18 protein-coding genes and 1 pseudogene are annotated in these 18,065 nt (G+C 55.6%); 13 read left to right on the plus strand and 6 right to left on the minus strand.

The window, feature by feature from the left end; genetic code table 11:
• Window positions 1-107: 107 nt before the first annotated feature.
• Both LDB05_RS09950 and LDB05_RS09955 read left to right on the plus strand, forming a co-directional pair.
• Entirely contained in the window at window positions 108-929 is an 822-nt protein-coding gene (locus tag LDB05_RS09950; protein WP_226007766.1) for an alpha/beta fold hydrolase, read from the plus strand.
• A gap of 141 nt (window positions 930-1,070) precedes the next feature.
• Window positions 1,071-1,850 (plus strand): hypothetical protein, encoded by a 780-nt coding sequence (locus LDB05_RS09955; RefSeq protein WP_226007767.1) that lies wholly within the window; start codon window positions 1,071-1,073, stop codon window positions 1,848-1,850.
• A 204-nt stretch (window positions 1,851-2,054) separates the two neighbouring features.
• Here the strand turns inward: LDB05_RS09955 and LDB05_RS09960 are convergent, their stop codons facing one another.
• Window positions 2,055-3,560: a hypothetical protein gene (locus tag LDB05_RS09960; RefSeq protein WP_226007768.1), complete on the minus strand. Its 1,506-nt coding sequence runs from the start codon at window positions 3,558-3,560 to the stop codon at window positions 2,055-2,057.
• 1,201 nt (window positions 3,561-4,761) lie between these two features.
• On the opposite strand from LDB05_RS09960, the gene LDB05_RS09965 reads away from it, so the two are divergent.
• The 4 genes from LDB05_RS09965 (at window position 4,762) to LDB05_RS09980 (ending at window position 8,391) form a co-directional block, all read left to right on the plus strand.
• Window positions 4,762-5,634, plus strand: a complete 873-nt coding sequence (locus LDB05_RS09965) for a lysyl oxidase family protein (protein WP_226007769.1) — start codon at window positions 4,762-4,764, stop codon at window positions 5,632-5,634.
• Between the two features lie 440 nt (window positions 5,635-6,074).
• Window positions 6,075-6,743, plus strand: coding sequence for a gamma-glutamylcyclotransferase family protein (locus LDB05_RS09970; protein ID WP_226007770.1), 669 nt, complete (start codon window positions 6,075-6,077; stop codon window positions 6,741-6,743).
• Window positions 6,736-7,830 carry a hypothetical protein gene (locus LDB05_RS09975; RefSeq protein ID WP_226007771.1) on the plus strand — a complete coding sequence of 365 codons (1,095 nt, stop codon included), beginning with the start codon at window positions 6,736-6,738 and terminating at the stop codon, window positions 7,828-7,830. Before LDB05_RS09970 ends, LDB05_RS09975 begins: the two co-directional genes overlap by 8 nt.
• 288 nt (window positions 7,831-8,118) lie before the next feature.
• Window positions 8,119-8,391, plus strand: a complete 273-nt coding sequence (locus LDB05_RS09980; RefSeq protein ID WP_226007772.1) for a hypothetical protein — start codon at window positions 8,119-8,121, stop codon at window positions 8,389-8,391.
• A gap of 147 nt (window positions 8,392-8,538) precedes the next feature.
• Here LDB05_RS09980 and LDB05_RS09985 read toward each other — a convergent pair whose 3' ends face one another.
• Window positions 8,539-9,819 (minus strand): outer membrane protein assembly factor BamB family protein, encoded by a 1,281-nt coding sequence (locus LDB05_RS09985; RefSeq protein ID WP_226007773.1) that lies wholly within the window; start codon window positions 9,817-9,819, stop codon window positions 8,539-8,541.
• Window positions 9,820-10,188: 369 nt separating this feature from the next.
• On the minus strand, window positions 10,189-10,374 hold the full coding sequence (locus LDB05_RS09990; RefSeq protein ID WP_226007774.1) for a DUF8053 family protein: 186 nt from the start codon (window positions 10,372-10,374) through the stop codon (window positions 10,189-10,191).
• 86 nt (window positions 10,375-10,460) lie between these two features.
• Here LDB05_RS09990 and LDB05_RS09995 point away from each other — a divergent pair, with 86 nt between their 5' ends.
• The 7 genes and pseudogenes from LDB05_RS09995 to LDB05_RS10020 all read left to right on the plus strand — a co-directional run bounded on the left by LDB05_RS09995 (window position 10,461) and on the right by LDB05_RS10020 (window position 15,876).
• Window positions 10,461-10,841: a DUF8023 family protein gene (locus LDB05_RS09995; protein ID WP_226007775.1), complete on the plus strand. Its 381-nt coding sequence runs from the start codon at window positions 10,461-10,463 to the stop codon at window positions 10,839-10,841.
• Between the two features lie 66 nt (window positions 10,842-10,907).
• Window positions 10,908-11,033 (plus strand): hypothetical protein, encoded by a 126-nt coding sequence (locus LDB05_RS23410; protein WP_284145794.1) that lies wholly within the window; start codon window positions 10,908-10,910, stop codon window positions 11,031-11,033.
• Complete coding sequence (locus LDB05_RS10000) at window positions 11,034-12,767, plus strand: Env/VP5 family phage fusion protein (protein WP_226007776.1); 1,734 nt, start codon at window positions 11,034-11,036, stop codon at window positions 12,765-12,767. It abuts the gene before it with no gap.
• Window positions 12,768-12,834: 67 nt separating this feature from the next.
• Window positions 12,835-13,356: a DUF8063 family protein gene (locus LDB05_RS10005; RefSeq protein ID WP_226007777.1), complete on the plus strand. Its 522-nt coding sequence runs from the start codon at window positions 12,835-12,837 to the stop codon at window positions 13,354-13,356.
• Window positions 13,353-14,159 (plus strand): hypothetical protein, encoded by an 807-nt coding sequence (locus tag LDB05_RS10010; RefSeq protein ID WP_226007778.1) that lies wholly within the window; start codon window positions 13,353-13,355, stop codon window positions 14,157-14,159. Before LDB05_RS10005 ends, LDB05_RS10010 begins: the two co-directional genes overlap by 4 nt.
• Window positions 14,156-15,328 carry a P-loop NTPase family protein gene (locus tag LDB05_RS10015; RefSeq protein ID WP_226007779.1) on the plus strand — a complete coding sequence of 391 codons (1,173 nt, stop codon included), beginning with the start codon at window positions 14,156-14,158 and terminating at the stop codon, window positions 15,326-15,328. The genes LDB05_RS10010 and LDB05_RS10015 overlap by 4 nt, the downstream gene beginning before the upstream one ends.
• Before the next feature lie 165 nt (window positions 15,329-15,493).
• Window positions 15,494-15,876: pseudogene (locus LDB05_RS10020) on the plus strand (PD-(D/E)XK family putative nuclease).
• 85 nt (window positions 15,877-15,961) lie between these two features.
• On the opposite strand, the gene LDB05_RS10025 reads toward LDB05_RS10020, so the two are convergent.
• The 3 genes from LDB05_RS10025 to LDB05_RS10035 all read right to left on the minus strand — a co-directional run bounded on the left by LDB05_RS10025 (window position 15,962) and on the right by LDB05_RS10035 (window position 17,854).
• Window positions 15,962-16,537, minus strand: a complete 576-nt coding sequence (locus LDB05_RS10025) for a DUF8121 family protein (RefSeq protein ID WP_226007780.1) — start codon at window positions 16,535-16,537, stop codon at window positions 15,962-15,964.
• Window positions 16,538-16,566: 29 nt separating this feature from the next.
• Window positions 16,567-16,830 carry a DUF7692 domain-containing protein gene (locus LDB05_RS10030; RefSeq protein WP_226007781.1) on the minus strand — a complete coding sequence of 88 codons (264 nt, stop codon included), beginning with the start codon at window positions 16,828-16,830 and terminating at the stop codon, window positions 16,567-16,569.
• A gap of 235 nt (window positions 16,831-17,065) precedes the next feature.
• Entirely contained in the window at window positions 17,066-17,854 is a 789-nt protein-coding gene (locus LDB05_RS10035; protein ID WP_226007782.1) for a hypothetical protein, read from the minus strand.
• Window positions 17,855-18,065 lie beyond the last annotated feature (211 nt).

Consider the following 18,065-nt stretch of genomic DNA (forward strand, 5'->3'; position numbering starts at 1 on the left):
GGAGATCATCGCACGATCGGTCAGTCCTAGATGGCGGCTCGGTCGACTTTGTCGGGTATGTCTATATCGGAATACAGTTACAATATAGACGTGATCTTCAATCACCGATGCCGAGTACCAGTGAGGAATCGGATCTGTCGACCGCTGAATGTACCCTCTCGGATGGGCGAACGCTCACCTACGCTATCGGCGGTGACCCACAGGGGAAGCCGATCATCGTTCATCACGGCACTCCCGGCTCTCGGTTATTCGCAGGAATCTGTTCCCGCGCCGCTGCTCGAAACGGGGTCCGGCTCGTCGTCCCGGATCGTCCCGGATACGGGAAATCGACCCCGCCACCGCGTGACTGGACCTGGGACGACTGGCAGAACGACCTGAACGAACTGCTCGACACCGAATCGATCGATCGGGCCCCGTTCGTCGGCTTCTCCGGTGGGGGCCCATTCACGCTCGCAGCAGCGACGGCCGACCGAACGAGCCGAATCGGACTGGTCAGTACCGTCGTGCCACCCGCCGAGAACACACTCACTGCGCTCTCGAGGGTCCCGTTCGCACTGCGTCTCCTCTTTCGCCTCTCCAAATCGGTCGCTCGCGTCCGTGGCCCGGACGCCGTCGTCCAGCAATACACCGACCGGTCGGTGGCCGAACCTGTGCGAACTGCCGTCGCAGACGATTTTCACGAGGGGGTCCGACAGGGGGGAGACGCGGTCGTGCGCGAGATTCGGATGTTCGCCGAGAGTTCGTTCGATTCGGTTCGATCCGACGTTCCGATCCGCGCGTGGCACGGGGTCCAAGACGAGAACACGCCGCTCTCTCCCGTCGAGACGATTCTCGAGGAGACACACGGAACACTGATAACGGAAGAAAGCGACCACCTCGGGACGTTACTCGACTGTCGAGAGGACGTCCTCGAGTGGGTCACCGAATAGCGGTGAGCGGAACCGCCGTCGAACCCGAACCGATCGATTTCCGGATCGCTGTCCGGCTGTTGCAGACACGAACCGATCCTCTCTCAGCGATCGAAGCGGAGTTCGCGTACGTTTATTCACCGTCGGTGCGAAGGACAGCCCGTGATCGTCGTCGCCACGGCAGACTTCGAGGTATACCACGGCGTCGTCAACGAGCTTCGCGACCGCGGCACGGTGTTTACGACCATCGAGCCCGACGAGGAGCTGCCGGATCGGGCCACCGTCGTCGTCACCGGAGACGACCAGGCCGACGCCTTCACCGGCGTGACGACGATCGTCGCCGATCCGGACGATCCTCGGCGCGCGGTCGATCAGGCGCTGGCCGCAGTTCGGGGCGACGGCGGCCGGACGATCATCGGCGTCGATCCGGGCCGACGACCCGGTATCGCCGTTCTCACCGGTGAGACGGTCGTCGCCGCCTTCCAGGTACCGCTCGGCGACGCCGTCGACGTCATTCAACGCGAGGCCGCCGAGGCACCGTCACCGGTCGTTCGAATCGGCGACGGCTCCCGCCTCGAGAGCGCGAAGCTCGTCAACGAGCTCGATACCGTTCAGGTCGAACTGGTCGACGAGACGGGGACGACCCCGTATCTCGGCACGGGCTCCCGCGGAATGGGCGACGTGCTCGCAGCGGTCAATATCGCCCGGCTCGAGGGAGAGGTCGTCGACGGCCGCGATATCGAGCCGACCGAGGGCGAGATTCAGGTCATCAAGGACCGCTCGCGCGAACGGAGCGAGCACAACCGGGCGATCGACGAGGTACTCGCCCGTCGGGTCGCCGCGGGCGAGTTGACCGTCGACGAAGCGCTGTCCGAGCATCGGGGAGAAGGAAGCGACTCAGCGGCCGAGTCGACTGATGCAGACGATTCGGACGATCAGTAGCCGGGTTCGTATCGAACTGCGTTCGCGTTCCGACCCCGATACTGCGGTACTGGCACCGGCGAACCGAACCCAGTCGTTGACGCCGGAAAATCGCGTGTAGCCGTCGAACTCGAATTCTCGAGCCCGTAGCGACACGCTCGAGGAGTCGACTGAAAAGAAACGAAACTGTCAGTCACCGCGGTCGAAAATCGACCGTGTGACGGACTACGATTGTGCGCCGGCCCAGACGTTCGTCGAAGCGACGGACGTGAGCTGGACGTTCTCGTTCTCCTGCATGGTGACCTGTGAGCTGCCGGCACTGCCACCGTCTTCCGCGACCGCGACGGAGGTGTGCTGCTCGTTCAGGTTCTCCTGGGCGACGAACTGGTGCTGTTCGATCGCCGCGCTCGCAGTTTGGTCGACGTCGTTCGTCTGCGAGGCGCTGCCGGCGTAATCGTACGACATACCGGGGTTGGAGCTACCCGAATTGCCGTCGAGGGTGACCGTCGTACTCGAGGTTCGGACGACTTCGTCGGTGACGTAGCCCGGGCTCGCGTAGACGTTCAGCGCGTCCGCGTAGCCGATCTGGGCGTTGTAGTTCTGCTGGTACGCCAGTTGGATGGCGACGGCCTCGCTCCCGTTCTGAGCGATGGCCATCGCGTTGTTTTGCAGGTTGATGTTCTGCTGTTGGACGCCCTGCTCCTGAGCCACGCCGGCGGTCGCCGTCTGCTCGGCACCGTCGTCGCTGTCTTTCTTTTCGGGCTTGTGCGTCTCGGTCTGGGTCGAGAGGACGTCGTCGCTCACGTTGCCCGCGGTCGCGACGTTCATCCCGGCCGTCGACGCCAGCAGGTTCGTGGCGTCGGCGCTGCCGATCTGCGAGTTGAGGTTGCTCTGGTCGGTGAACTGGATCGCCGTCGCGGTGCTGTTATCGCCGACAGCGATGGCGACGGCGCCGCGCTGTTCGTTGAGATTCGCCTGATCCACGTCTTGTTCCTGCGTGACTAGCGCGTCGGCGCTTTGATCGACGCTCGAACCGCTGTCACCACTTTTGTCCTTCCAGTGACCGAATTCGCCGTCACCGAGGTAGACGTTGGACGCGTTGGCGACGCCCTCCTGCAGGTTCTCGTTGCGCTGGTAGGATTGCTGGACCGCGGTCGCGTCGCTGTCGTCGACAGCGAGGGCGAACGCGGTACTCTGGTTGTTGTAGTTGACCTGCCCGACCTCCTGTGACTGGTTCACGGATGCGAGGGCCTCCTGGGTGACCGTCTCGTCGTCACCCTTCTCGTCTTTGACCCCCCATCCGTCGAACTGCTGGTCGCCGCCGTTGCCGATAATGATGTTGACCTCACCGACGTTCTCGAACTGCGTTTCCGCGCTCTGGAGGCGGCTCCCGGCGGTGGCGGATCCGCGCTGTTCGTTGTCGTTGTACTGATTCGCCTCCTGAACGGCGGTCGCCTCTCCGCCGTCGATCGCGATCGACACGGCGGAGCCTTGCTCGTTGATGTTGACCTGATCGACGTCCTGGTACTGGATGACTTCGGCCGCGGAGTCGGCCGTGTCACCCGCGTGCTGGTCGACGTATTCCTCGAGCGACTGCTCGCCGAGGTCGGCACCGAAGACCAGATACAGCTCTTCGCCGTTCTCGAGCGCGTGTACGGTTTCGTTCTGGACGGGTTCTTCGCCTGCAGTGGCTGCCGGAACGCCGGCTGCCAGCATCGACAGGGCAACCATACAGGCCATAAGGAGTGTCGTAGCTTGTGATCATCTCGTCGTATTGGTTGTCATTGATCGCGTGATTTGTAGCGTGATGGTCTTTCGTTTCTGAATCTTTGCGACGCGAATCTGATTATCCGAAACACAGTCTTTGTTATCAACTCTTTATCGCTGAGAAGGAGTGTGCTACCGTCACAAAACGTCGATAGCAGCCTGTAAGAACGCCGTTTAGGGGAGAAGAGGGGGTGCGTATCGACGGATCCGTCTGCTGTGGAATCGTAGCAACCACGAGCTGAGAGAAGGGTCTTATTAGATAGTTATAACTATCACATACAGCGGGTTCTGACGTGTGCGTTCCCGATAAATCGGATATCGATCGGCCGAACGGCGACCCGATAACAGACCGTGAGAGAGCGGCTATCGGACAAAGACCGAACCGTAATCGGAAATTACCGACCACAGAAACGGTTCGACTTGCGACCAAAATACCTCGTCTCTCGTTGTGCATGGACGTGATCAGATTACTCAACCGACGAGACGCACCCACCACATCGGTTGCATTCGTTAGCACGGTCAATTCGACTCATCGTCCACCCCGCTGCTTCGCGCAGCGTTCTCGGAGTCTCCGGAGGACTGATCAGCAGTCGCCTGTAGTGACCAATTTCGTGACAATCTCTGACGAGCAACACGTTGCTTATGCTTACTACCGACCCAATCACTACACATGAGCGTCGAAGATCGGAAAAAGCGAGGAATAGGGCTCTGTGTTGACTGCGGGGCAGCGTACGCCGTCCGCGAGAATTCTGATGGAGCGCTACTCCCCATCGGTAGTCGTACCGGCTGTTCGTGTGGCGGAACAGTATTCGAGGAGATCGATTCGGAAGCCGCTCTCGACTACGATGAGACCAGTTGGACCAGTGAAAACGACTGATCACTATCGCTCGCGGACCGACTGATACCCTGTCGGCCCGAATCGTTCGATATTCGAGCGCGTGGCAGACATCGTCACCCCGGTTCAACAATTCCTCGAGGCAGGCGCGATCGGTTTGAGCAGGGCTGGGAAAGAGAGATGGCTTCCCCAGGAATGTAGATAACAGAGAAGTGTGAGGGAACGTTCCGTTGGTAATTTCCTATTGAGGGTGGCACCTACCATCTACAGTTCCACTAGTGTACTTATAACTATGGCTCATCTCGATTAGGTTTGGAATGTATAATAATAATGGATAAACAGTGGACAAAAGGTACCAAGGGCACGACGATACTGATCGGTCTTCTCATCGTAGTAGCAGGTGTAGGCGTGATCGTGCTCGGGGGCATCACAGCAGACAACCCGTTCACAGAGAGCGACACCACGGACAGTTCCACGACCGACGGAAGCGAGGGCACCGCGGACGAGGGGGCCATCCCAGCAGACGAGGAGAATTTGACGACGGCAAATACGACAACTGAGTCCAACCCTGAACCGTCGGACGAGCAAATTGACGACAGGTCAGGGGCCAACTTCGTTCCGGGTGTCGGGAACTTCAGTATTTCAACAGAGGTGTTCAACGAGTCCAGCCCTGACGTTGCAGACGGATTTGTAACCCCAGGAGAGCATAAGCTCCTCCGATTTGATATGATCATTTATAATCTGGGGGACGAAGATTCCGAATTGGGCCGACCAGAGAGCCGCCCGGATGTCTACGAATACTCGGACTCCCACGATCACCCACATCTGAGAGAGTTTAATAATTATACGTTATTTAATGAGTCAGGAGAAGAGGTAGTGGTAAAGAAGAAACAGGCATTTTGTCTTCGAGATAACGTTCAGATCCGCCCAAATGCCAGTAGCAATGCACGTTTCGATTGTGAGTACCAAGGGATTAGTGCTGGGTGGGCGGACGTATATTCAGCATCTCTACCCGGTCAATATCTTGTGATTGACGATCTCCCTGACGGAGAATACACGCTTCAAGCCACGACAAATGCAGAAGGCACGGTTGACGAGACGTGCGACGGCGATAACACCGTTTGGGTTACTCTTCGAATCAAGAACGATACAGTCACGGACTCTATTCCAGAAGATCAGTATATGAGATCGTCTACTTGCTGAGGACATGCACTTACCCTGTTGAATGCAAGACGGCATGGAGCAGGTCTCTCCCGGCTCGTCCCGTGAGATATGCGATTCTATGGTCAGAACTGGAAGCATTCTCGCTGATGGGTGTCCGTTCACAGCGTGAGTCGCGATCGATCGCCCTCGACAAGACGGCTCACCGAGAACCTTAGTATGGCAGCCGAGTTTGACATCGATCTCGAGACAGCGGTAGCAAACAAGGTAGCAGAAAACGAGAACAGATTCAATCGGGAAACCTCGGCAGCGATCCGACGGGATCTCAAACAATGGAAGAGCAATTCAGACCAATCGATTTGAAGAGATATTCACCGCCGATGCATTCAATGAATCATCAAACATAGAGTTTTCATGCGGTTTTCTGTGGGGTTTTACCCCTCCAAAAGTTCTATATCTACGAGCATCCATCGACTAAGATAATGGAGGCCCTTGTCGCCGACGACCTTGACTCGCTTGAGAAGAGGCGAGAAAAGGGATCTGTAATTGGATATGGAAGTCTCATACATCCTGAAGAGATAACTGCAGAGTTTGAAGACCTCAATCCCGTATCAATCCCATTTCGACTTGAGGGATACAAGCGTATTTTTAACCAGAGATCATCATGGCGGGATCCAGAGAAAGCCGTTTTAAATGTTCAAAAGGACCCGGAAGCGTGGTGTAACGTTATTCTCATCGTGTTTCAGGACGCAACACGGCCCGAGAATTATGAGGAGAGAGAAGAGGGGTACCATTTCGAGCAAGTTGCTGTAGAACAGTTGCACCCGTATATATCAGCTCATCAATCAGCTCTCAACAATATCGACTGGATTGAGATCCCAATTGGTGACCGTGTGGAATCTGATATTGAACCACTCCACAGTTACGTAAATAGGTGTCTCGAAGGTGCGGAATGGTGGTCCCGACAACTCGAAATGTCGGCTGAGACTGAGTCTGACAACAGCTTTCTGGAAGACTTCATTCACACCACAGGATTAGAAGACGGATCCCCATTCATTGACTATATCAGGCAAAATAAAGGAGACATACAGGTCGATACGTCAATGATATCGGATTATTCAGCTTCCGATCCATTCTTCACAGATGTCTGAGCCTGAGAACGAGTCTGCCGAGTCCAAATCAAATAACGACCTTCCGATTAAAACGAGAGTTGTTCACACCCGGAAAAGAGGTCACAAAAGGGAATATATCGTCCAAGTGCGGCGTGAGCTCATTGACGAATTGTATTCGAATGTTGATTTTGAAGACAGCGGCTTTCTCATTGTCCGTAACACTGACTTACCAGCCAATCCGGAGATCCACGTTCGGTATCAGGACATAGACCAAGAAAACATACAGTCGGTCAATATTGGAACCGATGAAATTGGCCTTGATTTCACTCTCCGTTATGCTCTTGGTATTCCAGCGGAAGCCGATACAGGTCTTGGTGCTTCTGGAGAAACTAATACTGATCCTGACAATCGAGATTCAGCGGAAACTGGTACAAATTGCAGTAGTGCGAACCGCGTTGAGACAGTAGAGTTAGAACCAGTAAGGAATAGGGAAGAGATATGGCTTCGACGAAAGCTAAATAAAATAATTGGTGCCCGCCCGCAAGTCTGTCGTGTCCGAATGGGCGTTCTACCGGACCTAGAAGATAAAGTCTGCAGACTCCCCGAAAACACGATGCAGCTCATTGGTATTGAGGAGGGCGACTACATTTGCATCGAATCGTCGGACGATATCGTTCGAGGTGTCAAGGCTTTTGCCATTGATAGCGATATTGAAGAGAAAAAGCAGATGCAGAAGGAAGAACAGTCTGAACACTACATAGATTGTTGGAAGGAATTAAAGTTAGAGCGTTTACGGAAGCCAAAGGTGGACATTCCTGAAATATATCTTGACTCAGAGACCCGCAAAGATCTAGATTTGGGAGGTAGAGGGAAGAACGGCAGTAACGGAACTTGTCAACCAGTTCGCGTATATCGGGATTCGGTCGGTGTTCTAACGAAGTCAGCATATGAGATAGTAATCCCAATTGCTCTTGTCTTTATTGCACAGGGGGTTGGAATAACCGGCCGTCAACAATATCTCTGGTTCGGTACCGCTCTCCTCCTAATTTTCATGGGTTATCTAATTAGAAGCCGAAGTATGCTCGGAGACTACGTCCTTGGAATAGTTCTAAAATATTATAACTAATTTTGATGTATTGACAAATGTTATCGATCAGTGTAATTCACAACCACGGCTAAACTCCCATCCACATATCAGTCCAGAACCCAAAACCGGGGGGTCGCACGTCGACAAAATCCGATCCCCAATTTTGCACATCGATCTCGAGCCGAGGTGTGCAAGATCGACCGTAAGCCAGGGTGATCGTCGCGACGATCACGCCGACCACCGGTCCCGATCGGCCGCTCTTTATATAAGCTCGAGATTTCAGTCACCGGAAAATCCTAGGATTTCGAGGGGGTTGTGCAAATTGCAATGCGAATCCAGAAGACCGACGCTCGAGAGCGGAAGTGGAAGTACCTGAAAGAAGCGACCGGTGAGAGTACGGTTTCGGGCGCGCTCGACGCGGCTACAGACTACTACCTCAAAATGCGCGGGGACACGACTGCGCAGCCCAAGGGGTGCGTACCCGAACTGATCCGCCGTGCCGACCAGGAGGGATCACTCACCGCGGCGGAGATCGCGGAGGTTCTCGACGTCGACGAGATGTCCCTCGAGTACCAGTCGACATGGAATATTGGTGGATAGCATCCTTCTCCGTGACCAGACCGGCTAGTACACGGGCAGCCTGTATGGATCGTTGCCCACTCAGAGGGTGTATTGTTCTATACAGGTGTGGGACAGACTGTCTCCTTTGTCGCTGCACTCTATGGATTCAAAGTACCGTGCGTTCGTTCATTCGTTGGTATGCCGCCGGTTCAGCAAGTAGGCTGCGCTGCCGAGGCCGGTAATTGCGACTGGAGCACCGAAGCCCGGTTGCTCATCATCAGGGCTCAAAGCACTGTCATCAGAACTCGGAGTACTGTTGTCAGAGCTCGAAGCACTGTCGCCAGAACTCGGAGAACTATTGTTAGAACTCGCAGCGTCGTAATGCCCAAGCGTTCCGAGGCGAACGCGCGAGCCCGTACTCGAGCCAGCAACTCCTGCATCTACTGCATAAAGGCCATCATGACTCCCGATGAAAACGGTGCCGTCGACTACCGTTGGCGACGAGCGGACCCGGTCATTGGTTTCGAAGCGCCACACTTTGTCGCCCGTCTCGGCGTCGACTGCGTATAGGTTATTATAAAAACTCCCAACGAAAACGATCCCGTCAGCCACTGTCGGCGACGAATCGACATAGCCATCGGTTTTGAAGCTCCACTCTTTCTCACCCGTCCCAGCGTCCACTGCGTACAGACGCTCGTCGTCGCTCCCGACGAAGACAGTCCCGTCGTCTACCGTTGGCGACGAACGAATTCCGTCACTGGTTTCGAAGTGCCACTGTTCGCCGCCCGTTTTGGCATCCACCGCGTACAGTTTACTCCCAGAGAAGTCACATCCAACGAACACGGTGCCGTTGACTACCGTCGGCGACGAATCGACATAGCCATCAGTTTTGAAGCGCCACTGCTCCTCGCCCGTCTCAGCGTCCACTGCGTACAGGTTATGGTCCCGACTCCCAACGAAGACGGTACCGTCAACTACTGTCGGTGACGATGTGACATAACCATTAGTTTTGAAACGCCACTGCTTCTTACCCGTCTCAGCGTCTACTGCGTACAAATTATCATCCGAACTCCCGACGAAGACGGTGTCGTCGGCTACCGTCGGCGATGACCAGATTTGGATACCAGTCTTGAAGCGCCACTGCTCCTCACCCGTCTCACCGTCCACTGCGTACAGGCTCCCATCGTTACACCCGACGAAAACAGTCCCGTCGACTACCTGCGGCGACGAGTGAATCCGGTCCCTAGTTCCGAAAACCCACTGTCCCTCACCCGTTTTGGCATTCAATGCGTACAGCTGGTAGTTCCAACTTCCGGCAAAAACGGTGCCGTCAACTACTGTCGGCGATGACCAAATCCGGAAATTAGTTTCGAAGTGCCACAGCTCGTCGCCACCGGTGGTCTGTATTGCCTGCGTCAAGTGGACGCCGGCAGTCGACGCGATGCCAGCACCTACGGACAGCAGCACGCAACGACGGGTCGTATATCGCTCCGTTGTAAATGAAGGTGGGGTAGTCGCACCGGTTCCGTTCTCTTCAGTGACGCCTGGTCTCCTATTGTTTGATCGCATTTCCTCCACGTTATAATTAATTGAATATAAATTCCCCCAATGTTAACGATGATAATAACGAGGTTGTCGACTCGCAGGTTTACTACGTAGGTGATCCATACTCTGGCGTAGAAGATTTGCAGACATCGGGCTGACTACACCCTCTACATTCACTATTATGTCTGACCGCTACTTAGGAAAGAAGGTTGCGACAGTAATGCCTTCGTTTGTACTTATCATCAGGAGGTACACGTTCGCTCTCTGGGAATTCAACGGTCAGCGGCTCAATTACGTCTCGAGCCCGTCGACAAGCTCGAGCGTCCATTCCCCGTCATCGACGTGCCGAATGTGGACGTGATGCTCTCCGTCGATCTCGCCGTTCTCGTTGAGCAGCCCTTCGAGACGGAGGTCGTCTTTCGGAAGCGTCACACCAGCAGAGTTCTGATCCAATTGTCTGAGTTTGTTCAGCGCCATATCCGGCGGGCAACCCGCCGTTGCATAAAGGTTGGTGACCCTAGGTTTTGCTGACTTTTTCGGCGCGAGCGGATGCCACCGACCGTATGGCGCTTAGCCTACCCCAGAAGTACGTTCCCGACACCGTACGTCGGGAAAACGGAATCGACCTGACAGACAGTATCCTCGCGCCGATCTTCGTGCTCGCGTCGTTCTCGATCGGCGCGGTCGGCTCCCTCGAGTTCGGCGAGCCACTGAATTTCGCCCTGACCGACGCGCTCTACAGCGCCCACGGGACCGAGATCACGTACGCGTTCGTGATCTCGATGGGTGTCCTGGTGATCGGCTGGCTTACCAACGAGGCGACGCCGGAGGACTATACCGACATCGAGACGGTCGTGCTCTTGCTTGCCGTCCTGCTGAACGTCTTCGGCGCGCTCGTGCCAGCTGTCTCAGTCGCCCTCGAGTCGCTGTGGTATGTCGGCTAGTTCACGGTGTTCCTCAACGGCGACGCGTTCTACCTGATCGCCTACAAGTAACGGAGGGTCGCTCACATGAATTTCAACGTTTCCGACGGCAAAACGGCCGAGTGGTACGGAACTCTGATTACGAGAACCATCATCGCTGCGTCGACGGCGACGGTCGTCCTGGTCGCGGCGATCGTCGCGGGGGTGGTCTGAATGGCGGCCCATAGCCCACGGCCCATCGCCCATCGCGGGTTCACTGTCCTGCTCGCGATGCTGCTCGTCGGCTCGATCGTCGCGCCGGCGTTCGCAGCGCAACCAGCGGCAGCGCAGTCTGAGACTGACCAGGACATCAACAGGGTCTGCGAGACGGCAGAATCGTGGAACGGTGTCGGTTCTCCGTTCTGGGTTGCTGGTGTCGGCTGCCAGGAGTTGATGGGTGATGTCACTGAAATCGATCCCACGCTGACGGAAGCTGGTGCAAAAACGCAGCTGATCGTCGAGGGAGATAGCGAGTATGAATCAGCGCAGTCCTATCACACGCTGTTCAACAATTATCTCTCCGATACGCCCACCATCGCCTCCCTCGAGGCGAAACATGCCATCGCAACGAGCTACGAAAACGGTGTGTCGCCGACGCAGGCTGACGCGAACGCGACCAAAGCGATCAACGACTACTACGCTCAAAAGCAGATCAACTTCCTCGAGTATTACTCGAAACAGCAAGCCCAGATGGCCCATATCGGAAACTACACGCAGAACCATCCCGATATCTCGAAAAACTGGGCCTACTCGCACGTTCATGCGAGCGATTCAGCTGAGTATCCGAACTGGCATAGCGGAACGTGGCTGACTGGCAAGACGGAAACCCGCGAAATCGAACTGCTGAACGGAACGACTCACAACTATACGGCGGCTGTACTCGCGACAGAGTACGCCGAAGATTCGGTTGACACCAATATTGAGGCTCACTTCTCTCTGCCTCTCGATGCCGACTATCAACAGGACAAGAACGGCGCAGAACGTATTCTCGTGCCGACTGAGGACGTGACAGCCTACGATGGCAGTGGGAACTCATATAACGACGATGAAGATATCCTGACGAGCGGCACTTATCGCCTCCAGGGCGAATACCAAGTTGGAAACCTGTCTGATCGGGCCGTCTTCCAGTACAAGGAATGGCGAACCATCTGGGACGAGCTCGAGTCCCAGGGAGCGGTTGCCCAGGGGAACTACCCGCCCGGATTCGCCGCTGATATCTACGACTCGTTCGACTCTGGTGAGATCTCTCCCGACGAGTTCCGTGGTTCAGAGGGCATGGCACGATACCTGAGCGGTGATTCCGAAGTGACGAGCCAACGGTTCTACCTCGCCACTACCAGCCTTCTCGAACTCAACCGACCGGCACTCAACGCCACAATGGTCATCGACTACAACGCGGCGACGACTCGTGACACGAGCGTCAACGAGACGACCGGCAAAGTCGTTCACCAGTACGGAGACTACGAAAACGCGACGGCAGAGGGCCTGCTATTCGCGGATCTCCCGACCGGCTCGATCTCCGAGGGAGACACGTTCTCGATCGGCGATGGCAACAACACCGATACCCCCCGGGCGAAGATCGTCGCCCAGAACGAGACGATTCACCTCTATGAGGGAGAACTGACTGTCAAGTCGATGTACGACCAGAACGGCAACCAAGTGAACCAATTCGACTGGTCCCAGCCCAACTACACCACCTACGACAGTGCGGAGTATATCGCCACTCTCGAGAACGTCACGGCCCAGCAAAACGAAATTCTCGAGCAGTACGACGAGGGTCGCGGCGAGGGGATCTCCATCCTGCCGGACGACCTATTCGGAGATGTCGAGGCCGGTGGTGCGATCGTCGGCCTGGTGATCATCGGTGCTGGTCTCATCGTGATCGTCGCTGTCGTCATCCGCCCCTAATCTATCCATGACACGTGTTTTCGCAATTCTGGCGATCGTTGTCCTAAGCCTTGGGCTTATGGGCAGTATGGGCGCGGCATCACAGACGAAGAACCAAACCAACGCAACACTACAGAGCGACGAACTCGGTGGTGATCTCACAGCCGCGGACACCCTCGAGAATAGCGAGACGATCCGATACAGCGATGCAACCCGCATCGTCGGCTGGGAGTTCGACGACGACCGTGTTCAGGTAGCCGTCGCGACGAACATCAGCGCCACCGTCACGATCTCCGATGCGCTCGCTGGCGTCGGCCAAGAGGGGGCCGTACAGGTTCCCGAGACGACCCAAGACCTCGAGCGCGGCGTCCACGTGATCACCTTCCCCGTTGAGACCGTCCGCGGTGGCTCGGCAGTTGGCGTGACCGTCGACGGTGCGACTGTACGGCTCTCAACCGAGCTGGAGGAGTCCAGCGACGAGGCCGACCCGTTCGCTACCTTCGGCGGTGAAAGCGGGCTATTTACTGGTGTCGGCATGACAGTCAGGCTCGCCGCACTCGGTGCAGGCTGGGTCGTTCGCTCGGAGGAAAGCGGGGTGATCGAAGCATGAGCGAGAAGACGAGCAACACCTTCGGCGGCTGGGCCGATCGACTGACCTACGTCGTCGCCGAGGCACAGCTCCTCGTCGCCGGGTTCGCGGTCTCGCTCGGCATCCTCTTGCTCTGGCTTCGACCGTCGGTCCCCGGCGTTCCACCCGTCGCGAAAGGTATCTTCGCGGCGCTGTTGCTCCTGGGACCGCCGCTCCTCGGACTGTTCGTTAGTGGTGCGCGCAAACTCCGAAACCGGAATATGGAGACAGTCTACCACATCAACGGCGTCGACGATACCCGCCGGAAGCTCTACGTCGCCCCCGAAGTGTGGGCGGAGAAGACCGTCGAGGGGCCGTCACCGTACAAGTGCAACGACGGCAATGCCTTCGAAGTCCGCGAGTTTACCTACCACGAGGACACCGGCCAACTCGTCGTTCGCGGCTGCTACTTCAGCCAGCTCGCCGACTCCAAACTCGTTACGATCAAAGCCATGCTCGAGGACGTTCACGGCGATCTCGTCGACGCCTTCCTCGAGTACAACCGGCTTCGAGGCAGAATCTCGAAGATGGGCCTCGAGATCCAGCGTGACGTAGTCAACGAAGAAGCCGAGGCTGACGAACGCGGGTTGATGAACCCACGGACGACCGTCAAAGATCGGTTCGAGGCAGCCAAAGATGACGCCGAAGCTCGAGACGTCGACGAGATCAAGGACATCACTCAATACGTCGACGACTACACCGAGCGCCACGGCTCGAGGACGCCCGTCGAGGTCGATGAATCGACAGCAAATCAGGCAGCTACTGACGGAGGAACTGACCGATGAGCGACGAGCAAGACAACTACACGGTCGGCGGCTTCCGCGAGTACCAGGACGGCAATCACGAACGCGATCCCGACGAAACGTTCCCGCACTCGGGGTTCGTTCGCGACGAACAGATCGATCGCCAGCTCGCCATGCGAGCGATCCACCACGATCCCGACCGATGGGATTCCAAGCCCGCCGCAGACTACCTCTCGGTCCAAAAGAATCGAGATATCCTCAAAACCGAGGGCGGGCATACAGCGCGGCAGGCTCTCAAGAACGGCGACACGGTCACGCTCAAGCACTACATCGGGGATCCGAGCCAGCAGGCCGATCTGGCCGGGATCAAAGCCGTCACTCGCCTCCAGGAGATCGTCGCCGGCCCCGCGCCCGTGATCGTCATCCTCGGCGAGATGGGGGCTGGGAAGTCCGACTTCGCTGGACTCCTGGGGCAGCTCCGCGAGCGGTGGGTTGACGGCGATCTCCTCGTCGGCTCGAATATCCGTACGCTGGGTCGAAACGACGATTGGGTTCGCGACGACGGTACCGTCGAAGACGGCTGGATTCCGCGCTACCCGCTCCTCGAGGAGTGGGTCGCTCAGGACGGTGATCCAGTCGAGAATCCCCAGCGTCCGAAGCTCTTCGTTGGGGACGAGTTCTCGAGTGCTGCCAGTGGAACAGGTGAGAACGGCCACCTCGTCCGGAAACTGATGGGACCGCTCGTGTTCAAGATCCGCAAGTACGGCGGCGCGTTGATCTACATCGGTCACGACGAATCGTCGATTCACCCCATGCTCTGGCGCGTCGGCACGATCATCAAGAAGCAGTCGAAAAAGAAGGCCGTCGTCGCCGATCGAGTCTCCGGCGGCAAGCTCGTCGACGTCGATCCCCGACCGCTCGAGGGTATCCCACCGACTGACTGGTCAATGGCTACCGAGGAAGCGAGCGACTGGTCGTGGACTGCACCCGACGGTGAAGATGTTGACGAGGACGCCCTCGAGAAGGACGACGTGAAGCAGGTGGCGATGTGGACCATCAAAACCTGCGTCGACGAGGGCATGACGCCGAATCAGGCGTCGACATACGTCCCGTTCAGCAACACGACGGTCTACAACTGGTTGGAGGATTACAACGACGGCGACCGTGAGAAGCGCAAGTGGGTTGAAAGCGTCGAACAGGTGATCGCATGACGACATCGGGATTCCAACGTTCAAACTTCCACCAACCCCCTTTAAGATAGCTGCAGCCCACAGCCCACCGCGCACGCTCCCTCCCGGGAGCGACGCGATCGATGGGCGCGCGGTGCGGGCCCGGCGGAGGTGTATATATAACAGCGTGCGACGCGCGTGGTCCGCGTGAACCGCTCGAAGCGCGCCAATCACTTCGGGACCGCTATCGAGAAACGGATGGCCAAAAGCGTCGCTTCGATCTCGATCGGGCCAGCTGGCACGGCGCCCGGTTCGGGAACGGAACACCCGTCGAGATCAAATCGACGATGCACGAGCATTCAGATGGCCAGCCCGGTAACTGGAAGATCTACCGCGAGTATCACGAGGAACTCTGTCGGCACAATGGCTGGTACTGTTTCGTCGTCTACCGGCCACATGGGAGATCAGGCTGTACGGTCCTTCGAGACAAGATGGTCCGTTCGAGCGACCTGCCACTACTCCGCTGGCACGGCGGTGGCGATCATCGCGGAACCGAACAGTCGAAAATAGCGGTTTCGGATATCTTTTGAGAAACGGGGGAAGGCAGCGTAATGAATAGATCGAGAGAGTGGAACCGTGCTCCCTACTGAACAGAAATCGGAATCTGTGGCTGGATTAGGGAAACTCGATCGTTATATCTCCAGTAGCACTATAGCCTGTCTCGATGATGTCGTCAGTTGACAGAGAAGCCTCAGCACCCACGAATAGTTGTTGAGGATCTTGTGTCTGATCTCCGGTGAGAAGAAACTGAAGAGAGATACTTCCATCGCCGATATCGGAAGTGTCAGGTAGATCTACGACCGTCGTCGAAGAATCGTCTTCATCTCGATAGAGATCTGCTTTTTCGGCATGATGACCCTCTCGAAGGTAGATACCTGGTGGCGAGAAGCCGGGTTCATAAGGTGGAGAACGGAATTTTAACCGTAGCGAGGACAGGCGAATACCCTCTTGTTGCCACGTAGAGATCCGGAACGGATAGTGATCGCGTTCTTCATCGTTTATAGATAACTTCACTATCTGGACCCTAGCGATCTCTTCACCAGTCTCGTTGTCCTTTCGAAACCGAAGTAGCCCGTGCGAATCGTTGGTTTCCGTGTTAGATGAGAGTGAGGTCTTGCCTCCGACGGACGTACAACCAGCGGTAGTTCCAGATATCACTGCACTGAGAGCGAGATACCGTCGTCGATCCATGGTTGTAAATTTGGAAGATATGAAATAAATTATTCGTCGCCTTTCCTTTCGACGGTCACCGAGGTATCAACATCAAAGCTGACGGCTCGAGTGCTCAACGTCTCAGCTATTTCCCGTCGCTGCTCGAGCGTGAGATCGTCCCGCTCGAGGACCTCGCGAACAGCCTGAACGAGCTTCGGAATGTCGTCGCACACACTCACCACTGCTTTCGTCATATTACAGTCATAGAAGTCAGCTGCGCGTTCGATAGCGTCTCGTCGGTATGCGTAGTCGTCGCCAGTTCTGATCCGCATACTCGTACACACGACCCCCGAAATCCTAGTTTTTTTCGACTCACTAAGTGGCCTATTTCGGCCCAAAATTGGTGAGATCGTCGACTATTCAGAGGTGAAGCGATCTCAAACCAGGGTCTGGCTCACGATATGCACACGAGAATTCGAGTTTCGTGTGCATATTCGGGAATCGAATTCTGTCGACGTACAACCCCAGGGTTGAGAAGATAGCGAAATAAATGAAACAGTTACACGCTTACTTGGAGGGGTCTTGGCGTTTCTTGATTGAATAGATGTCTTCCAACTGCGATGATATGAAATTAGATGCACCGAAGCATAGCGATAGCCCTGATATTACTCCAGCGGTTTGACCAAGAAGCCAAGCAGCGATCAAAGATGCTGGGACGCTTAATGCTATCCCGATAGCTAATGCTAAGGCCAAACGAATGTGCTTTTTATCCAGTTCCGTCATCTCTTCGGAGATTGGACCACTATTTAGAACCGACGCAAAAACCCTGGCTGTAAAGAAAAAGCGAACACGATATGCATCATATCTCACGCATCCATATGGGTCTACAGTTTTATCAAATAGTTCCTCATTAAAATTATTTCTCCAATAATTATCTAAATTGTGTCTCGATTGATTGGATTGGATTTGATCTATTTTTACATTCTCCAACATGTCACCGATATTTGGTATTATAGACATGATTATGGACCTAGATGGATCAAAGCTACGGAGAAACTCAGTAGAATCGAATTCAAACTGAAAATTAGTAGGATCAAAGTTGAGAAAGAAGGCATCAGAATCGATACGGAAGACATCAGGGTCAATACGGAAATCGTCGGGGTCGAAACGGAAGACATCAGGGTCAATACGGAAATCGTCGGGGTCGAAACGGAAGACGCTAGGATCGATACGGAATGCGTCAGGGTTGAAACGGAAGACGTCAGGGTCAATACGGAAATCGTCAGGGTTGAAACGGAAGACATCAGGGTCAATACGGAAATCGTCAGGGTCAAAATCGAAGTTGAAATGGCCCACGGATAATAGGGTGTAAGCAATTGAAGGAAAAAGAATTTGCGAACGTGACTCAAGCGCATCAGTGATATTACGGATTCTTTAGTTTTGGATTGCGATGGTTATACCACCCAATCTCTCTCCTCTTTCATTCAGATAGACGACTTCGAATAAGCTGACAACAGGACATGCTTATTGATTATTGGTTCGTCGAGCAGTCCCTTGAGACGGATAT

This window comes from Natrinema salinisoli (assembly GCF_020405205.1).
Classification (GTDB): Archaea; Halobacteriota; Halobacteria; order Halobacteriales; family Natrialbaceae; genus Natrinema; species Natrinema salinisoli.